Source organism: Planotetraspora kaengkrachanensis, from assembly GCF_016862895.1.
GTDB classification, from domain to species: domain Bacteria; phylum Actinomycetota; class Actinomycetes; order Streptosporangiales; family Streptosporangiaceae; genus Planotetraspora; species Planotetraspora kaengkrachanensis.
Genome location: NZ_BONV01000003.1, coordinates 24,088 through 41,581, shown reverse-complemented (window position 1 = coordinate 41,581; position 17,494 = coordinate 24,088). Strand labels below are relative to the sequence as shown.

The following is a 17,494-nucleotide window of genomic DNA, read 5'->3' as shown; positions in this document are numbered from 1 at the left end:
TCAGGTGCCGAGCTCGGCCACGCTGTGCGCCGCGAACGTGCGGTGGGGGTCGCGCCCGCTGAAGTAGGGCGTGAGCAGTTCGTCGAACTCGCCGACGGAGAACACGCCGTCGGCGGCGGTGAACTTCTGCTCGACCGTCGGGGCGGCCAGCAACGCGACCATGTCGCCGTACACCACGAACACCTGGCCGGTGATCCCGTCGGCCGCCGGGGAGACGAGGTAGCTCACGAAGGTGGCGACCCGATCCGGGGACAGGGCGTCCAGCCCGCCCGTCGAGGGGGCGTCGCCGAACACCTCCGCCGTCATGGCGGTGCGGGCCCGTGGGCAGATCGCGTTGGCGCGCACGCCGTACCTCGCGAGGCCCTGCGCGGTCGAGAGGGTGAGCGCGGTGATGCCCGCCTTGGCGGCCGAGTAGTTCGGCTGGCCGGGGGAGCCGAAGAGGAAGGCCTCGGAGGAGGTGTTGACGACGCGGGCGTAGACCGGCCCGCCTGCGGCCTTGGCGGCGGCCCGCCAGTAGGCGGCGGCCGCGCGGGACACCGCGGCGTGGCCCTTGAGGTGGACGCGGACGACGTCGTCCCAGTCCCGCTCGCTCAGGTTGAACAACATCCTGTCGCGGAGCACGCCCGCGTTGTTCACCACGATGTCGAGGCCGCCGAACGTCTCGGTCGCCGCCTGGACCAGGCGGTCGCCGATGGACCATTCGCCGACGTCGCCTGTCACCGCGACGGCCTGCCCGCCGAGAGCCTTGATCTCGGCCACGACGTCGTCGGCGGCCGAGCCCACGTCGTTGACGACGACGTTCGCGCCCTGGCCGGCCAGGGCGAGCGCCTCGCTGCGGCCGAGTCCGGCGCCGGCGCCGGTGACGACGGCGGTCCTGCCCTCCAGGCTGGTCTTCTGGCTCACTGGACGCTCCTGCTCTGTCGGATCCCGAGGGACAGCTCGACCTCGTGGCGGACGACCTTGCCCGTGGCGTTGCGCGGCAGGGGGTTCGTCGTGATCCGCCACAGGGACGGCACCTTGAAGTAGGCGAGGTGCTCGGCGGCGTGTGCGCGCAGTTCGTCCTCGCCCACCGGCCGGTCGTCCCCGGTGACGACCACGGCCGCGACCTCCTGACCCAGGTCGGGGTGGGGAGCGCCGACGACGGCGCATTCGACGACGCCGGGGTGCTCCCACAACACGCTCTCCACCTCGGCGGGGTAGACGTTCTCCCCGCCGCGCAGGATCAGGTCGGAACGGCGGGTGGTGAGGCGCAGGCGGCCGTTCTCGATCACACCGATGTCGCCGGTGTGCAGCCACCGGTCGTCCCGGATCGTCCGCGCGGTGGCCTCCGGGTCCTGCCAGTAGCCGAGCATGTTGAACGGGCTGCGCGCGCAGATCTCCCCTTCGACGCCCTCGGGCACCGGCGTGCCCTGCGGGTCGCGGACTTCCATCCGCACCGTGGCGATGGGACGGCCGAGCGTACCCGGCGCCTCCGCGAGGTCGGCCGGGGAGGCCACGGAGATCGCTGTGGACGACTCGGTCAGGCCGTAGCTGTCGACCAGCGACTGGCGGGCCACGGGAAAGCCCGCGCGCAGCCGTTCCTTGAACGCCGGTGACGACGGCGCGGACGCGAGCGAGAATGCGGCCAGCGAGGACAGGTCGTACCCCGAAAGGTCGCCGTGCTCGAGCAGGCGGTGCGCCATTGTGGGCACGGCACCCCAGTTGGTGACCCGTTCCCTTTCGACCAGCCGCAACACCCGGTCGACGTCGAACCCGCCCTGGTGCATGACGACCGCGGAACCGGTCGCCAGGCGCGGTATCGCGAGGTTGTGCAGGCCCGCGATGTGGAACAACGGCAGCGCCAGCAGGTAGCGCCGCGTCGCGGGGTCGGTGGGGTCGCCGAACGCGCGGGCGATCGCGTCGTTCATGCGGTGGTACTCGATGACCGAGGTGAGGTTGCGGTGCGAGTGCACCGCGCCCTTCGGCCTGCCGGAGGTGCCGCTGGTGTAGACGATGATCACCGGGTCGTCCTCGCCGGCGGCGTGCGGGGTCAGAGGCGCGTCCGGGTACCGCCCGGCGAGCAGCGGCATGTCCTCCATGCGCACCACCGGTGTGCCCGCGCCGCCGAGCGCGGCCCGTCTGGCGTCCGCCACGACCAGTTTCGGCGTCGTGTGCCCCAGGGCGTACTCGACCTCGCGGCGCGACCACCACGCGTTGTAGCCGACGGTCACGGCGCCCACGGCGACGGCGGCCCAGAACGCCACGATCCAGCCCGGCCGGTTCGCCGCGTTGACGGCGATGCGGTCGCCCGGCCGCACGCCGTACTCCTCGCGCAGCGCCTCGGCGAACGACGCGACCTGGCGCGCGTGCGCGGCATAGCTGATCCGTTCGTGCTCGGTGACGATGTAGTCGCGGTCGCCGAACCCGGCCGAGCCTGCGAGCACCTCGCCGAGGTTGCGGCGGCGGTTGCGGAAGACCGGCATGCGGGATCCGAGGACGTCCTCCTCGGCGAGCTCGAACTCACCCCCGGGGCCGGTGAGACCGGTCACGATCGCCGTCGCCGCGGTTCTCGGATCTGCCGACGTCCCCATCTGCGCCCTCTCTCTCGGGCGCTCATTGTGACCGCAGGGGGAGCGTCCGCCGAGGGCCGTCTCCCGGTCACCGGGACGGCCCTTCCTGCGCGGGCCGGGCCGACACCACTATTGCGGTCGAGCACACGGCGGAGCGGGGAGCCCGAATGGGAAGTCTGGACGGACAGGTCGCGATCGTCACCGGAGCGGGTCAGGGGGTGGGCCAGGGCATCGCGCTCGCCCTCGCCTCCGAGGGGGCGTCCGTCGCGGTGATCGGGCGCACCATGGCGAAGCTCGAGGCGACCTGTGAGCTCGTACGCGAGCGCGGCGCGGCGGCCGAACCCTTCCTGTGCGACGTCAGCGACACCGACACGATCCCCTCGGTGGTCGACCAGGTGGCGGCGCGGTTCGGCGGGGTGGACATCCTCGTCAACAACGCCTACTCCGGCGCGTACGGCCCGCTGCTGGCCATGAGCGACAGGGCCTTCCAGAAGGGTTTCCGCAGCGGACCCTTCGCCGCGTTCGCCTTCATGAAGGCGTGTCACCCCCACATGAAGCGGCGCGGCGGCGGCAGCATCGTCAACCTCGTCACCTCGGCGATGGTCCGGTGGGATCCGGCCACCTACGGCGCATACGCCGCGGCCAAGCAGGCGCTCCGCTCGCTGACGCGCACCGCCGCCGCCGAATGGGGGCCCGACGGAATCCGCGCCAACTCCATCGCCCCGCACGCGCTGTCCCCGGGCCTGAAGTGGTGGACGGAGACCAACCCGGAGGAGGCGGAGGAGTTCCGCAGGACGATCCCGCTCGGTTACATCGGCGACTGCGAGCAGGACATCGGCCGGGCGGTCGTCGCGATCGTCGGCCCGGGCATGCGGTACCTGACCGGCGCCACCGTGCCCCTGGACGGCGGCCAGGCGTTCTTCGGCTGACGGCTGACGGCTGACGGCCGATTTCTGACGTCCGGGGACCTCCCGGTCAGCGGGACTCGCCGGCCAGGGGCGGGACCCGCCGACTAACGTCGGCCCTGCTCCGGGACCAAGGGGAGATCCACGCCAGTGCGCCACGAGACGATCGCCGATCTGCTGCTCGCCCGATCCGGCGACGATCACGCCGGGCTGCGGACCCGCGAGCGCACGTGGACCTGGGACGAGGTGGTCCGCGCGAGCGCGGCCCGCGCCCGGTTGGCCCGCGAGTCCCGGATCGGCGGCCCCTTCCACATCGGGGTCCTGCTCGACAACGTGCCGGAGTACGTCTTCTGGCTCGGCGCGGCCGCCCTGAGCGGCGCCACGATCGTCGGCGTCAACCCCACCCACCGGGGCTCAGCCCTGGAGGAGGAGGTCAGGCATGCCGACCCGCAGCTCATCGTCACCGACGAAGCCGGCCTGAAACTGCTCGACGGCCTCGACGTCGGCGTGCCCCGCGACCGCTTCCTGCTCGTCGACGGCGAGGAGTATGCCGAGGCGGTGGCCGCGCACGCGTCCGAGCCGTTGCGCGACCCGGAGATCACCGCCGGGACCCAGATGTTGTTGCTGTTCACCTCGGGCACGACCGGCGCCTCGAAGGCGGCCAGATGCTCGCAGGGAAGGCTCACCGGGCTCGGCTACGCCAACTCCGCGAAACACGACGTCAGGCGGCACGACGTCACGTACTGCTGCATGCCCCTCTTCCACGGCAACGCGGTGATGGCCCTGTGGGCCCCGTCGCTGGTGGCGGGCGCGACCGTCACGCTCACTCCGCGGTTCTCCGCATCCGGCTTCCTGCCGGACGTGCGCTTCTACGGCGCGACGTTCTTCACCTACGTCCTGGCGACGCCGGAGGACCCGGGCGACGCGGCCAACACGCTCACCCACGCCTTCGGCACGGAGGCGTCGCCCGAGGACCGGGCCGCGTTCCTGCGCCGATTTGGCTGCAGGCTGCTCGAGGGCTACGGGTCCAGCGAGGGCGCGGGCATGATCAGGCCGGTGCCCGAGGCGCCCGCGTCCGCGCTGGGACGGCCGGCGCACGGCGGGGTCAGGGTCGTCGATCCGGACACGAGGCGGACGCGCCCACCGGCGCGGCTCGACGAGTACGGCCGGGTGACCAACGCCGAGGAGGCCATCGGCGAAATCGTCGACGTCGAAGGCGCGGCCCGGTTCGAGGGCTACTACAAGAACGAGGCGGCGGACGCGGAGCGGGTCCGCCACGGCTGGTACTGGACCGGCGACCTCGGCTACGTCGACGAGGAGGGCTACATCTACTTCGCCGGACGCTCCGGCGACTGGATCCGCGTGGACGGCGAGAACGTCTCCGCGCTGCGGATCGAGCGCGTCCTGCGCCGCCACCCGCGGATCGTGGCCGCAGCCGTGTTCGCGGTGCCCGACCCGCGGTCCGGCGACCAGGTGATGGCCGCGATCGAGATCCCCCGCGGGACCTCGTTCGGGGAACTACGCCTGGCCGACTTCCTGGCGGGACAGGCGGACCTGGGCACCAAGGGGGCGCCGCGCTTCGTCCGGGTCTCGGACGCGCTGCCGGCGACCGGCTCGGGGAAGCTCCGCAAGAACGAGATGCGGCACGACGGCTGGCGGACCGGCGACCGGGTCTACCGGTGGGCGGGCCGCGGCGGCCCCGAATACACGCCGCTGACCGATGAGGACAGGGCCGCGCTGCGGGCGGAGTTCGCCGCCCACGGCCGTCAGCGGTTCCTGCCGGGGATCTAGCCCTACGGCCACCGAGGAGGAGAGCGGACCATGGATCTGCGCGAGACCGCCGCGCAACGACGGCTGCGCACGCAGTTGCGGGAGTATTTCGCCGGCCTGCTGCCCGAGGACGAGCGGCGCCTGTCGGGCGAGGAGGGCGTGGGCGGCGGCCGTTTCCGCGAGGTGGTCGGACGGCTCGGCGCCGACGGCTGGCTCGGCATCGGGTGGCCCGTCGAGTACGGCGGCCAGGGCAGGTCGGTCGAGGAGCAGTACGTGTTCTTCGACGAGGTCCAGCGGGCCGGGCTGCCCTTCCCCTTCGTCACCGTCAACACCGTCGGGCCGACCCTGATGAGCCATGGGACGGACGAGCAGAAGAAGAGGTATCTTCCCGGCATCCTGTCAGGCGACATCGTCTTCGCCATCGGCTACACGGAACCGGGCGCGGGCACCGACCTCGCCTCCCTGACGACCCGCGCGGTCAGGGACGGCGACGAGTGGGTCGTCGACGGCAGCAAGATCTTCACCAGCGGCGCGAACACCGCCGACTACGTCTGGCTCGCCTGCCGCACCGATCCGGACGCCCCCAAGCACAAGGGCATCTCCATCCTGATCGTCCCCACCGCCGCCTCCGGCTTCTCCTGGAGCCCGATCAGGTGCGTGGGCGGCATGGTCGTCACGACCACCTACTACAGCGGCGTCCGCGTGCCCGCGGGCGACGTCGTCGGCGAGGTCGATGGCGGCTGGCGGCTCATCACCCACCAGCTCAACCACGAGCGGATCGGCCTGGCCGCCCTGGGCGGCCGGATGATCCAGCTGTGGGAGCGCGTCAGGGACTGGGCGAGGGACAACGGGGCGATCGACCTGCCGTGGGTCCAGCGCGACCTGGCCCGCACGTACGCGCGTCTCGAGGCGATGCGGCTGATGAACTGGAAGATGACCGCCGCGGTCGCGGGCGGCACGTTGTCCGGCGCGGACGCGGGCGCGGCGAAGGTCTACGGCACCGAGACGCACATAGACGTGCAGCGGACGCTGTCGGGGATCATCGGCGCCGGCGGGCGGCTCCGGCCGGGTTCGCCGGGGGCCGTGCTCGCCGGTCAGATCGAACAGCTGTCGCGGCAGGGCATCGTGAACACCTTCGGCGGCGGCGTGAACGAGGTCCTGCGGGACATGGTCGCCACCCAGGGACTCGGCCTGCCACGGACGGGGAGCCGCTGATGGACTTCACTCTGGACGACGAACTCGAAGCGGTCCGCGAGCTGGCGGGCCGCATCTTCGCCGACCGGGCGGGCACCGACCGCGTCCGCCTGGTCGAGAGCACCCCCACGGGGATCGACGAGGAGCTGTGGGCGGAGCTTGGCCGTACGGGCCTGCTCGGCATCGCGCTGCCGGAGGAGGCGGGCGGGGCGGGGCTGGGCCTCGGCGCCCTGTGCGTCCTGCTGGAGGAGCAGGGCCGTGCCGTGGCGCCCGTCCCGCTGTGGCCGTCCGCGGTCGCCGCGCTCGCGCTCACCAGGCATGGTACGGCGGAGCAGCGGGAGAGCCTGCTTCCCGGCGTGGCGGACGGCTCGATCCGGCTCACCGTGGCGCTGGAGGAGTTCGGGGCGGCCGATCCGGCCGGGCCGGGGTGCGTGGCCGGGCGGGACGGCGGCACCTGGCGGCTGACCGGGGTGAAGGCCGCCGTCCCCTCGCCCTTCGGCGCGGCCGGGGTTCTGGTCTCCGCCATGGCGGAGACCGGCCCGGGCCTGTTCCTGGTCGTATCCGATGACATCGGTGCGGAGGGAGTCGCCTGGGACCGCGTGGAGACCACCGACCACGACCGCGGCGGCAACCTCACCCTGACCGGAGCGCCCGCCACGGCCGTCGGCGTGCCGGGCGGCGACGCCCTCCGGTGGACCCTCCATCGCGCGGCCGTCGCCCTGGCGGCGGTCCAGCTCGGCGTCGTCCAGGGCGCGCTGCGCCACGCGGTGACCCATCTCAGCGCGCGCAGGCAGTTCGGCCGCCCTCTGGCGACCTTCCAGGCGGTGCAGCACCAACTCGCCGACTGTTACATCGACATCGACGCGATGCGGGTGTGCCTGTGGCAGGCCGTCGCCGCCCTCGGCGCGGACATCCCGGAGAACACGGACATCCCGGAGAACACGGAGGAAGGCGCCGAGGCGGCCGTGCTCGTTGCGAAGTGGTGGGCCGGTGAGGCCGGCCTGACCGTGGCGCACCGGGTGCAGCACGTCCACGGCGGAATCGGCGTCGACGTCGAATACCCCGTGCACCGGCACTTCCTGTGGGCGCGGCAGATCTCCGGCACCCTGGGCGGGCCCAGCGCCGACCTGGCGAGACTCGGCGCCGTGCTCGCCTCGGGTACGGCGGAGCCTTGAGCGGGAACGGGCCGGGCGCGGGCCGGTGGATCGGCTGCGACCTCGGGACGCACACGGCCGCCTACGACGAACGCGACGTGATCCTCTACGCGCTCGCGGTGGGCGCCGCGCCCACGGACCTGGACCTCGTCTTCGAGAAGCGGTTGCGCGTGCTGCCCACGTTCGCGCTGACGAGGGCGCAGTGGGCACCGGACGCCCTCGGCTCGCTGGGCGCGTTCGACGTCAGGACCACCATGCACGCCTCGCAGCGGCTCCGGGTGCTGCGGCCGCTGCCTCCCGCGGGAGAGGTGACGATGTCCGCGCGCGTCACGCACGTGTGGGACAAGGGCAGCGCCGCGATCTTCGAGGTCGAGGTGGAGAGCGAGTTCTCCGTCGCCACCTGGTCGTTGTTCGCGCCGGGACTCGGCGGGTTCGGCGGTGAACGGGGCCCGTCCGCCTCCGGGCGGCGGCAGGGCCCGCCCGGCCACGAATCGCGGCTCGCCACCCGGCCGGACCAGCCGGCGTTGTACCGGCTGCTCGGCGACCGGCACGCCATGCACATCGACCCGGAGGCGGCGAAGGCGGCCGGGATGCCGCGGCCGTTCATGCACGGCCTGTGCACGCTGGCCACGGTGACGCTGCCGCTGGCCGAGGCGGCGGGGGCGCACCCGGCCGACCTGGTCGAACTGGAGGGCAGGTTCGCCTCGCCGGTCTTCCCCGGCGACCTGCTGGACGTGCGGGGATGGCAACAGGCGGGCCGCGGCGAGGACGTGCTCTTCGAGGCGGCGGTGAACGGCACGCCCGTGCTGACGGCCGGGCGCGCTCAGTTCCGCGTCAGCACGTAACGGGCCGGGACCTCGCCTCCGCCGTGCACCGGGATGTCCGCCCCCGTGATGTAGGAGGCGAGATCGCTCGCCAGGTAGAGGCAGGTGTTCGCCACGTCGGCGGGCACCGCCATCCGCCCCATCGGGATCAGCTGCGCGACGGCGGCGCCGCCGTCCTCGCCGTACGCCCAGGCGGCGGACTCCGTCCGGATGAGACCGGTGGTGATGTGGTTGACCCGAACCTTCGGCGACCATTCGAGCGCCAGGGCCCTGGTGAGCACGAGCAGGCCGGCCTTGGCCGCCGAGTAGGCCGCCATGCCCGGCTGGGGGTCGACGGCCGCGACGCTGCCGATGTTGATGATCGAGCCGCCGGTCTCCTGCTCCCGCATGACCTTGTTGGCGGGCTGCGCCACGTAGAACGGCGCGAGCAGGTTGAGGTCCACGACCTTCTCCACGAACCGCGGCGACACGGTCCCCGCGTCCGCCGGAGGAGAGCCCCCGGCGTTGTTGACGAGCACGTCGAGCCGGCCGAGATGGCCGACCGCCTCCTCCACCAGGCGGGCGGCGGCGCCGGCGTCCCGGACGTCGGCGGCGAGGAAACGGGCCGTCCTGCCGCCGGCGGAGGGCAGCACCTCGGGCTCGCCGCGGCCGCACACCACGACGTCCGCGCCCGCGGCGAGGAACCGCTCCGCGATCACGAACCCGATGCCCTTGGTGCCGCCGGTCACCAGGACCGCCCGGCCGCCGAAGTCCGCCGTCACGTCCACATGGGCCTCCCGGAGAGGGGGTCGAGGAGAAGGATCTCTCGGAGGGTACGGCCGGGCGTCCCGGCGCGGGGGACAGGTTCCGGCCAGCGGGACGGCGGCCCACCGGCCCGGGCGCGGCCGTACACCATGGGGACCCATGAGCGACGACGTGGCACTGACGATTCCCGGCGTCCTGCGGCGCGCGGCCGCGCGGTTCCCCGACGCCGAGGCCGTCGTGGACGGCGTCTCCCGGCTGACCTACGCGCGACTGCACAGCCGGGTGCGCGAGGCGGCGAAGGCGTTCATCGCGCTCGGCGTCGAGCCGGGGGACCGCATCGGGATCTGGGCGCCGAACAGCCTCAGGTGGATCGTCACCGCGCTGGGGGCGCTGAGCGCCGGCGCCGTCGTGGTCCCCGCCAACACCCGGTACAAGGGCGAGGAGGCGCGGTGGCTGCTCGGCCGCAGCCGCGTGCGGGCGCTCTTCGTGACGGACGGCTTCCTCGGCAACGGCTACCTCGGCATGCTCGGAGTGACGGAGCAAGGGCGGGCGCCCGGCCTGCCCGGCCTCACCACCGTGGTCACCTACGACGCGCAGGAGCGTCCGGGCGCGACACGGTGGGAGGAGTTCGTGTCGGCCGGCGAGGCGGTCACGGACGAGGAGGCCGACGCGCGGGCCGAGGCGGTGCGCCCGGACGACGTGGCGGACATCCTGTTCACCTCCGGGACGACCGGCAGGTCCAAGGGCGCCATGTGCACCCACCGCCAGAACGTCCGGACCTATCTGGCCTGGAGCGACCGGACCGGCCTGCGCGACGGTGACCGCTATCTGATCGTCAACCCGCTGTTCCACTCCTTCGGCTACAAGGCGGGCGTGTTCGCCTGCCTGCTCAGGGGAGCCACGATGGTCCTCCAGCCGGTGTTCGCCGCGGGGGAGACGATGCGGCTGGTGGAGGCCGAGCGCATCACCGTGCTGCCCGGGGCGCCGACCATCTACGTCTCGATGCTCGACGCGCCGGAGCGTGGGCGGTTCGACCTGTCGTCGCTGCGGCTCGCGGTGACCGGCGCCGCCGTGGTGCCGGTCGCGCTGGTCGCGCGGATGCGGGCCGAACTCTTCCCCGAGGTGGTCACCGCGTACGGGCTGACCGAGTCGTGCGGCACGGTCACCGCCTGCTCCCTGGCGGACGACGACGTCACGGTGGCGACCACGTCCGGCCGTCCCATCGAGGGCGTGGAGGTCATGGTGACGGACGGCGGGGGCGCGCCGGTCCCGCCGGGGGAGGACGGCGAGATCCTCGTCCGCGGCCACAACGTGATGGTGGGCTACCTCGACGACGAGGAGGCGACCGCGGAGACGATCAGGGACGGCTGGCTGGTGACCGGCGACCGGGGACGGCTCGACGGGCGCGGCAACCTGGTCATCACCGGCCGGTCGAAGGACATGTACGTCGTCGGCGGGTTCAACGTGTACCCGGCGGAGGTCGAGCAGGTGCTGGCCGCCCATGAGGGGGTCGCCGAGGCCGCGGTGACCGGGGTCCCCGACGCCCGGATGGGCGAGGCCGGCCGGGCGTACGTCGTGGCCCGTCCGGGCGCCGTCCTGGTGCCCGGCGAACTCGTCGACCACTGCCGGGACCGGCTCGCCGGTTTCAAGGTGCCCCGTGAGGTCGTGCTCGTCGGGGAGCTTCCGCGCAACGCGGCGGGGAAGGTCGACAAGGCCGCGCTCGCCGCCCTGACCGCCTGAAGCGGCCGCGCCGTCCTTTCACCAGGCCCAGGCCTCCGGGCCCGGGCCGCCTTTGCCGATCGGCGGGAACAGCTCGTCCAGCCGGGCCAGGGTCTCGGCGGACAGTTCGGTGTCCAGTGCGGTCAGGGGCAGATCGAGCTGTTCGGGGGTCCTCGGCCCGATGATCGGGCTGGTCACCCCCTGCCGCGACAGCAGCCAGGCGAGCGCGACGGTGGTCGGCTTCTCACCCAGTTCACCGCACAGCTCCTCGTAGCCTTCCAAGGCCGCCCGATGCGGTTCGACCCGCTCGGGAGCATGCAGAACGCTCCGGCCGGCGACGCCGTCGCGTTGCTTGCGCAGCGCGCCGGACAGCGCGCCGAAGTGCAGCGGCGAATAGGGCAGGATCCCGATCCCGAGCCCGATCGCCGCCGGCAGCACCTCGAGTTCGACGTGCCGGGTGAGCAGGTTGTACTTGCACTGCTCGGAGACCAGGCCGAGGAAGTTCCGCCGGTCGGCCGCCGCCTGCGCGCGGGCGAGGTGCCAGCCGGCGAAGTTCGACGAGCCGACGTAGCGCACCTTGCCCTGGACCACCAGGGTCTCCATCGCCTGCCAGATCTCCTCCCACGGCGTGTCCCGCTGCACGTGGTGCATCTGGTAGAGATCGATCCAGTCGGTGCGCAAACGGCGGAGCGACGCCTCGCAGGCGGCGATGATGTGCCGGGCGGACAGGCCGCCGTCGTTCGGCCAGTCGGTCATCGGCGCGTACACCTTGGTGGCCAGCACGATCCGGTCCCGGTTGCCGGTCTTGTCGAACCAGCTGCCGATGAACTGCTCGCTCAGACCGTCACCGGTCTCGCGGCCGTACATGTTCGCGGTGTCCACGAAGTTCACGCCACCGTCGTGGGCCCGGTCAAGAACGGCGTGGCTGTCGGACTCGTCGATCTGCCAGCCGAAGTTCATCGTGCCGAGGCACAACCGGCTCACGGTCAGGCCGGTCCGGCCCAGATGGATGTATTTCATGCGCCGACCGTAGGTCCGGCCCCCCGGCCACCTGGTAGCCGTTCGACCATGCTCGAATACAGGGGTGATCCGGATCGAGTTCGCCCCCGCCGACCTGATCGGGCTCAGATTCGCGCACTCCCCGATGGCCGAGGTCGTGGCCAGCTGCCTGGCGCTGAGGTCGCGATCGGAACGCAGGCCGCACCCGTCCTGGCGGGCGAGGGTCGGGCCGCTGCTCCAAGGCCGGGACCTGAGCACATTCCGCGCGGTGGTCTGCGGTCCCACCGGGTATGTGCCGGACTTCCTCACTCCGGCGCCGGACACCGCCCGGCCCACCCTGGACCAGGAACTGCGGGTGGTGGCCGGGACCCCGCTTGACCGTGTCGCAGAGGAGGTCGACAGGGCTTGGACCGGGCACCGGGCGCCGCCGGAGATCGATCGGTTCGCGACCGACCCGGCCGGCGGGCTGACGGAGCTGGTACGACAGGTCCGGCGCTACTTCGAGCCGGCGATCGCACCGGCCTGGCCGCGACTGCGCGAGGTCGCGGAGGGCGAGCTGGTGCGCCGGGGGCTGCTGGCCGCGGAACGGGGGCCGCGGGCGCTGCTGGCGGACCTGCACCCGAAGCTGGACTGGGACGGCGCGGCGCTGCGGCTGGCCTATACGAAGGACGGGGACTTCAGCCTGGACGGGCACCCGCTCGCCCTGCTGCCCACCGGGTTCGCCGGGCCGGACGTGTACACCATGGCGGAGTCTCCGACCGGCAGGGCGCTCTGGTACGCCCCGCGCGGCCACGGCGGGCTCTGGGACCGGCCGGCCTCAGTCGAGCCCCCGGCGGCGCTGGCCGCCCTGCTGGGTCCGACCCGGGCGGCGGTGCTGACCCTGTTGGCCGTGCCGTGCAGCACGGGTGAGGTGGCCGCCGCCCTCCGGTTGGCCCCGGCGACCGCCTCGCATCACCTGACGACGCTCCGGGACGCCGGCCTGGTGGTCGGCGAGCGGGCCGGCCGCAGGCTGCGCTACCAGCGCACGGGGCTCGGGGAGCAGCTCGGCGGTGTCAGCCCGCCACCCGCCGAGGGGACATAGCGGTTCTCATGCGCCGTAGACGGGCTCGGGCGGTGCGGCCGCGGTGAGCAGGGCGGCGATCTCGGGGCCGAGCTCGGACGCGTCCCAGCGGGCGCCCCTGTCGGCGGCCGGCCCGCGGCGGAAGCCGTCGATCACGCAGATCCGGCCGCCCTCGACCTCGAAGACGCGTCCCGTCACGGCCGCCGACTCGGCCGAGCCGAGCCAGACGACGAGCGGGGACACGTTCTCCGGGGCCATCGCGTCGAACCGGCCGTCGCCGGGTTCAGTCATCGTCGCGGCGAAGACCTGCTCGGTCATCCGGGTGCGGGCGGAGGGCGCGATGGCGTTGACGGTCACGCCGTAGCGGCCGAGTTCGGCCGCGGCGACGAGCGTGAGCCCGACGATGCCCGCCTTGGCCGCCGAGTAGTTGCCCTGCCCGACGCTGCCGAGCAGACCGGCCCCCGACGAGGTGTTGATCACGCGGGCGTCCACCGGGCGGCCCGCCTTGGACTCGGCCCGCCAGTGCAGCCCGGCGTACTTCAGCGGCAGGAAATGGCCTGTGAGGTGGACGCGCGTCACCGCCTCCCACTCCTCCTCGGAGAGGTTCACCAGCATGCGGTCGCGGAGGAACCCGGCGTTGTTGACCAGCACGTCGAGCCGGCCGAAGTGGTCCAGCGCCGTCGCGACCAGCCGCCGCGCCCCCTCGCCCGTGGCGACGTCGGAGCGGTCGGCCACCGCGTCGCCGCCCATCGCCCGGATCTCCTCGGCCGTCTCCTCGGCCACGGACTGGGCCACGGACTGGGCCACGGACTGGGCCACGGACTGGGCCACGGACTGGGCCACGGACTGCGCGGACCCCTGGGCTCCGCTCTCGCCGGACAGGCTCACGCCGAGGTCGTTGACCACGACCTTGGCGCCCTGCCGGGCGAAGCCCAGGGCGTGCGCGCGGCCGAGGCCCCGCCCGGCGCCGGTCACGATCACGACGCGGTCCTCGCAGATCATCGTGCGCTCTCTTCTGTGGGTCTCCGGGCGACTCTGCTAGCGTATTTTCTAACAAATGTTAGATCGAAAGGCGGTTGTATGGGAATCTCCGCCAGCAGTCACGGCGAGGGCGTCGTCGAGATCGTGATGGACGCCCCGCCGGTGAACGCGCTGACCGTGCGGGGTTGGTTCGACCTGGCCGGCGCCGTACGGGAGGCCGGGCGGGACATGCGGACCCGGGTCGTGGTGCTGCGGGCCGAGGGCCGCGGGTTCAACGCGGGCGTCGACCTCAAGGAGATGCAGGCGGACGGTGACTTCACGGCCCTGGTGGGCGCCAACCGGGGCTGCTTCGAGGCGTTCGCGGCCGTCTACGAGTGCGAGGTGCCGGTGATCGCCGCCGTGCACGGGTTCTGCCTCGGCGGAGGCGTGGGCCTGGCCGGCAACGCGGACATCGTGGTCGCCTCAGACGACGCCTACTTCGGGCTACCCGAGGTCGAGCGGGGAGCCCTCGGGGCCGCCACCCACCTGGCGCGGCTGGTTCCCCAGCATCTGATGCGGGCCATGGTGTACACCTGCCGCACCGTCACGGCCGCCGAACTGCACGCGTACGGCTCGGTCCTGGAGGTCGTGCCGCGAGAGCGGCTGCGCGACGCCGCGCTCGAGGTGGCCGCCCAGATCGCCGCCAAGGATCCGCAGGTGATCCGGCGGGCCAAGGAGTCGCTGAACGGCATCGACCCGGTCGACGTCAGGCGGAGCTACCGGTTCGAGCAGGGCTTCACGTTCGAGCTCAGCCTCACCGGCGCCGGCGACAGGCACCGCGACGCCTTCGTCTCGGACCGGGCGACCTGATGGGCGTCGTGATGTCGATCGAGGAGATCGTCGGCTCGCTGGACAGCGGCATGACGATCGGGATCGGCGGGTGGGGCTCGCGGCGCAAGCCGATGGCCCTGGTCCGGGCGATCTGCCGGTCCCCGCTGACGGACCTGACCGTCGTCTCGTACGGCGGGCCCGACGTGGGCCTGCTGTGCGCGGCGGGCAAGGTCCGCCGGGTGATCGCCCCCTTCGTGACGCTCGACTCCATCGCGCTCGAACCGCATTTCCGGGCCGCCCGGCAGAGCGGAGCCGTCGAGTTCACCGAGTACGACGAGGGGATGTTCATGTTCGGCCTGCTCGCCGGGGCGCACCGGCTGCCGTTCCTGCCGACGCGGGCGGGGCTCGGCTCCGACGTGATGCGCGTGAATCCGGGCCTGCGCACCGTCCGCTCGCCGTACGAGGACGGGGAGGAACTGGTCGCGGTGCCCGCGCTGACGACGGACGCGGCGCTGGTGCACCTGGACCTGGCCGACACCCGGGGCAACGGCCGCTATCTCGGCCCCGACCCCTACCTGGACGACCTGTTCGTCAAGGCGGCCGGTCGCGCCTACCTGTCCTGCGAGCGGATGGTCGAGCCCGGCGAGCTCGGCGGCCCGCCGCAGACGCTGCTGGTCAGCCGCATGCACGTCACGGGAGTCGTGGAGACGCCGGACGGCGGCCACTTCACCGAACGAGGCTCCGGCCGCGAGCGCGACGAGGCGTTCCAGCGGCACTACGCGGCCTCGGCCGCCGACCCGGAGGCGTGGGCGGCGTTCGCCGGCCGGTTCCTGTCCGGTGACGAGGCGGCCTACCAGGAGGCCGTACGGCGATGGCACGAGCAGGACGGCGACAGGGACCACGGCCGGGGGGAGGCGCGGTGAGCGCGTCGTCGGCCGCCCGTGCGGAGATCTGCGTGGTGGCCTGCGCCGAGGCGTGGCGCGGCGACGGCGAGGTGCTGGCCGCGGCGATGGGCACGTGCTCGATCCTCGGGGCCAGGCTGGCCAGGCTCACGTTCGAGCCGGGGCTGCTGACCACCGACGGCGGCGCGCTGCTCACCGCGGAGCCGGTGGCGCTCGGCGCGCCCGCGGGCGCGGTGGAGGGATGGCTGCCGTTCCGCGAGCACCTGTGGCTGGTGCAGAACGGCCGGCGACACGTGATGATGGGCGCCTCGCAGATCGACCGGCACGGCAACACCAACATCTCCGCCATCGGCGACTGGGCGCGGCCGAAGTCGCAGCTCCTCGGCGCGCGCGGCGCGCCGGGGAACACGATCGCCGACCCGACGAGCTACTGGATCCCGCGGCACTCGACCCGGGTCTTCGTGCCCGCCGTCGACATGGTGAGCGGAGTGGGCTTCGACCGGGCGGCGGCGCTCGGGCCCCGAGCCTCCCGGTTCCACGGTCTGCGCCGCGTGGTGACCGACCTCGCGGTGCTCGACTTCGCCACGCCCGACGGGTCGATGCGGCTCGTCTCGGTGCATCCCGGAGTCGACGTCGAACGGGTGGTCGCCGCGACCGGCTTCGACCTGGTCGTCGAGGGCGACGTGCCGCAGACCCGGCAGCCCTCCGACGAGGAGTTGCGGCTGATCCGCGAGGTGCTCGACCCGAAATGCCTGCGCGACCGGGAGGTCAGGGCGTGACCGCCCAGGTGCTGGACACGCCGCTGACCCGCCTCACGGGCGTCCGACACCCGGTCGTGCAGACCGGCATGGGCTGGGTGGCCGGTCCCCGGCTGGTCTCCGCCGTGGCGAACGCCGGCGGCCTCGGCATCCTCGCCTCGGCCACGATGACCCTGGACCGGCTCGCCGCCGCGATCGCGGAGGTGCGCGAGCGTACGGACGCGCCGTTCGGCGTGAACCTGCGCGCCGACGCCGCGGACGCGGGCGACCGCGTCGACCTGCTGGTCAGGAACCGGGTGAAGGTCGCCTCCTTCGCCCTCGCGCCGCGGCGGGAACTGATCTCGACGCTGAAGGAGGCCGGGGTCGTGGTGATCCCGTCGGTCGGCGCCAGACGCCACGCGGAGAAGGTCGCGGCCTGGGGAGCCGACGCCGTGATGGTCCAGGGCGGCGAGGGCGGCGGCCACACCGGGGCGGTCGCCACCACTCTGCTGCTGCCCCAGGTCGTCGACGCGGTGGACATCCCGGTGATCGCCGCAGGAGGTTTCTTCGACGGGCGCGGCCTGGCGGCCGCCCTGGCGTACGGCGCCGCCGGGGTGGGGATGGGCACCCGGTTCCTGCTGACCGCCGACAGCCCGGTGCCCGACGCGGTCAAGCAGGCCTACCTCGGCACGACGGAGACCGTCGTCACCCGTCAGGTCGACGGCATGCCGCACCGCGTGCTGCGGACCGAGTTCGTCGACGGGCTCGAGCGGTCGGGCGGGGCGTCCCGCCTGCTCCGGGCCGTGCGCAGCGCCGCCAGGTTCAGGAGGATCTCCGGGATGTCGTGGCCCGCGTTGATCCGCGACGGCCTGGCGATGCGGCGCGACAGGGAGCTGAGCTGGTCGCAGGTCCTGATGGCCGCCAACACGCCCATGTTGCTCAAGGCGGCCATGGTGGACGGCAGGCCGGACCTCGGCGTGATGGCGTCCGGCCAGGTGGTGGCGTTGATCGACGACCTGCCCACCTGCGAGGAGCTGATCGGCCGCATCGTCGCCCAGGCCGCAGGCGTCCTGCGCGGCCTGGGCGACGTGCCGGCCTAGGTGTGCCGCCCAGCTGTAGTGACCAGCTGTAGTGACCAGGTGTAGT

General features: G+C 73.1%; 16 protein-coding genes. 11 read left to right on the top strand and 5 right to left on the bottom strand.

The genetic code is table 11. The annotated features are described in order from the left end of the window. Positions 1-903, bottom strand: a complete 903-nt coding sequence (locus Pka01_RS04830; RefSeq protein ID WP_203881364.1) for a 3-oxoacyl-ACP reductase — start codon at positions 901-903, stop codon at positions 1-3. Then, complete coding sequence (gene casG, locus Pka01_RS04825) at positions 900-2,570, bottom strand: steroid-24-oyl-CoA synthetase (RefSeq protein WP_203881363.1); 1,671 nt, start codon at positions 2,568-2,570, stop codon at positions 900-902. The genes Pka01_RS04830 and casG overlap by 4 nt, the downstream gene beginning before the upstream one ends. A 146-nt stretch (positions 2,571-2,716) precedes the next feature. On the opposite strand from casG, the gene Pka01_RS04820 reads away from it, so the two are divergent. From Pka01_RS04820 to Pka01_RS04800, 5 genes are all read left to right on the top strand, one after another. Further along, positions 2,717-3,478 carry an SDR family NAD(P)-dependent oxidoreductase gene (locus tag Pka01_RS04820; protein ID WP_203881362.1) on the top strand — a complete coding sequence of 254 codons (762 nt, stop codon included), beginning with the start codon at positions 2,717-2,719 and terminating at the stop codon, positions 3,476-3,478. 126 nt (positions 3,479-3,604) lie between these two features. Then, the gene (gene casI, locus Pka01_RS04815) at positions 3,605-5,245 is read left to right on the top strand and encodes a steroid-22-oyl-CoA synthetase (RefSeq protein WP_203881361.1); all 1,641 of its coding nucleotides are present in this window, start codon (positions 3,605-3,607) and stop codon (positions 5,243-5,245) included. 30 nt (positions 5,246-5,275) lie between these two features. Then, the gene (locus Pka01_RS04810; RefSeq protein WP_203881360.1) at positions 5,276-6,439 is read left to right on the top strand and encodes an acyl-CoA dehydrogenase family protein; all 1,164 of its coding nucleotides are present in this window, start codon (positions 5,276-5,278) and stop codon (positions 6,437-6,439) included. After that, the gene (locus tag Pka01_RS04805; protein ID WP_203881359.1) at positions 6,439-7,593 is read left to right on the top strand and encodes an acyl-CoA dehydrogenase family protein; all 1,155 of its coding nucleotides are present in this window, start codon (positions 6,439-6,441) and stop codon (positions 7,591-7,593) included. The genes Pka01_RS04810 and Pka01_RS04805 overlap by 1 nt, the downstream gene beginning before the upstream one ends. Continuing rightward, complete coding sequence (locus tag Pka01_RS04800) at positions 7,590-8,417, top strand: MaoC/PaaZ C-terminal domain-containing protein (protein ID WP_203881358.1); 828 nt, start codon at positions 7,590-7,592, stop codon at positions 8,415-8,417. Before Pka01_RS04805 ends, Pka01_RS04800 begins: the two co-directional genes overlap by 4 nt. Here the strand turns inward: Pka01_RS04800 and Pka01_RS04795 are convergent. Continuing rightward, positions 8,396-9,163, bottom strand: coding sequence for an SDR family oxidoreductase (locus Pka01_RS04795; RefSeq protein ID WP_239114743.1), 768 nt, complete (start codon positions 9,161-9,163; stop codon positions 8,396-8,398). The two genes, Pka01_RS04800 and Pka01_RS04795, sit on opposite strands and share 22 nt — an antisense overlap. A 136-nt stretch (positions 9,164-9,299) precedes the next feature. Between Pka01_RS04795 and Pka01_RS04790 the strand changes: the two genes are divergently transcribed. Then, positions 9,300-10,880 carry a FadD3 family acyl-CoA ligase gene (locus tag Pka01_RS04790; RefSeq protein WP_203881356.1) on the top strand — a complete coding sequence of 527 codons (1,581 nt, stop codon included), beginning with the start codon at positions 9,300-9,302 and terminating at the stop codon, positions 10,878-10,880. Between the two features lie 18 nt (positions 10,881-10,898). Here the strand turns inward: Pka01_RS04790 and Pka01_RS04785 are convergent, their stop codons facing one another. After that, the gene (locus tag Pka01_RS04785; RefSeq protein ID WP_203881355.1) at positions 10,899-11,879 is read right to left on the bottom strand and encodes an aldo/keto reductase; all 981 of its coding nucleotides are present in this window, start codon (positions 11,877-11,879) and stop codon (positions 10,899-10,901) included. A gap of 64 nt (positions 11,880-11,943) precedes the next feature. Between Pka01_RS04785 and Pka01_RS04780 the strand changes: the two genes are divergently transcribed. Next, positions 11,944-12,939 carry an ArsR/SmtB family transcription factor gene (locus Pka01_RS04780; protein ID WP_203881354.1) on the top strand — a complete coding sequence of 332 codons (996 nt, stop codon included), beginning with the start codon at positions 11,944-11,946 and terminating at the stop codon, positions 12,937-12,939. A gap of 6 nt (positions 12,940-12,945) precedes the next feature. On the opposite strand, the gene Pka01_RS04775 is transcribed toward Pka01_RS04780, so the two are convergent. Beyond that, a complete protein-coding gene (locus Pka01_RS04775) occupies positions 12,946-13,920 on the bottom strand; it encodes an SDR family oxidoreductase (RefSeq protein WP_203881353.1) in 975 nt (324 codons plus the stop codon). Between the two features lie 78 nt (positions 13,921-13,998). Here Pka01_RS04775 and Pka01_RS04770 point away from each other — a divergent pair, with 78 nt between their 5' ends. The 4 genes from Pka01_RS04770 to Pka01_RS04755 are packed head-to-tail and all read left to right on the top strand — an operon-like array spanning position 13,999 to position 17,448. Further along, positions 13,999-14,748, top strand: a complete 750-nt coding sequence (locus Pka01_RS04770) for an enoyl-CoA hydratase family protein (protein WP_203881352.1) — start codon at positions 13,999-14,001, stop codon at positions 14,746-14,748. Then, positions 14,748-15,632 carry a CoA transferase subunit A gene (locus tag Pka01_RS04765; protein WP_239114742.1) on the top strand — a complete coding sequence of 295 codons (885 nt, stop codon included), beginning with the start codon at positions 14,748-14,750 and terminating at the stop codon, positions 15,630-15,632. The genes Pka01_RS04770 and Pka01_RS04765 overlap by 1 nt, the downstream gene beginning before the upstream one ends. After that, positions 15,629-16,390 carry a CoA-transferase subunit beta gene (locus tag Pka01_RS04760; RefSeq protein ID WP_239114741.1) on the top strand — a complete coding sequence of 254 codons (762 nt, stop codon included), beginning with the start codon at positions 15,629-15,631 and terminating at the stop codon, positions 16,388-16,390. Before Pka01_RS04765 ends, Pka01_RS04760 begins: the two co-directional genes overlap by 4 nt. Continuing rightward, the gene (locus tag Pka01_RS04755) at positions 16,360-17,448 is read left to right on the top strand and encodes an NAD(P)H-dependent flavin oxidoreductase (protein WP_203881350.1); all 1,089 of its coding nucleotides are present in this window, start codon (positions 16,360-16,362) and stop codon (positions 17,446-17,448) included. The genes Pka01_RS04760 and Pka01_RS04755 overlap by 31 nt, the downstream gene beginning before the upstream one ends. Positions 17,449-17,494 lie beyond the last annotated feature (46 nt).